Source organism: Pseudomonas sp. 05N434 (assembly GCF_056396965.1).
The window spans coordinates 1-469 of sequence record NZ_JBFTMK010001120.1 but is presented as its reverse complement, the minus strand read 5'-3'; the positions used below and the strand labels follow the sequence as shown (position 1 = coordinate 469).

Below are 469 nucleotides of genomic sequence, written 5' to 3'. Positions count from 1 at the left end.
GGACTGGATCAACTCGATTTCGGTGGCCGAAGGAGACTCCTTGCCCAGCATGCTGCCGATATCCGAGAAGCCCAATAAGTCGTTCTTCTTCGCTTCGACCTGCAACAGCGCATTCGCCTGAAATACCGGTGTCGCCAGCACTGCGTACGCGGCCCCTGCGACCATGAAGGCGCCGGTAACCGCGGCAATCAGCCATTTATGGTCGATGAGTGTTCCAAACAGGCCGAGAAGATCAATCTCGTCATTGTCGTCGTCCCGCACGTTGACTACCGGTGCTTGCTGCATAAGTCGGATTCTTTGCCTTGATTACGATTCAAAAAGGAGTGGCCATCAGCGTGCCAGACGCTGTGCCCATGCGTGTACGGCTTCTTCGATCAACGCATAAGCGTGCACAAAAGCAGGTTTGCCTTGACGGTAGGGGTCGCTGATCTCTCGATCGTCCTAGGGGTCGCTGATCTCTCGATCGTCC

At 55.7% G+C, this 469-nt stretch carries 1 protein-coding gene and 1 pseudogene; both read right to left on the bottom strand.

Annotated elements, in window-relative coordinates:
- On the bottom strand, nucleotides 1-285 hold a 285-nt coding region (locus AC1DLB_RS32030), incomplete at its 3' end, for a Wzz/FepE/Etk N-terminal domain-containing protein (protein ID WP_477786540.1).
- A gap of 45 nt (nucleotides 286-330) precedes the next feature.
- Nucleotides 331-441 (bottom strand): annotated as a pseudogene (locus AC1DLB_RS32025) (low molecular weight phosphotyrosine protein phosphatase); the annotation flags it as partial.
- Between the last annotated feature and the right edge of the window lie 28 nt (nucleotides 442-469).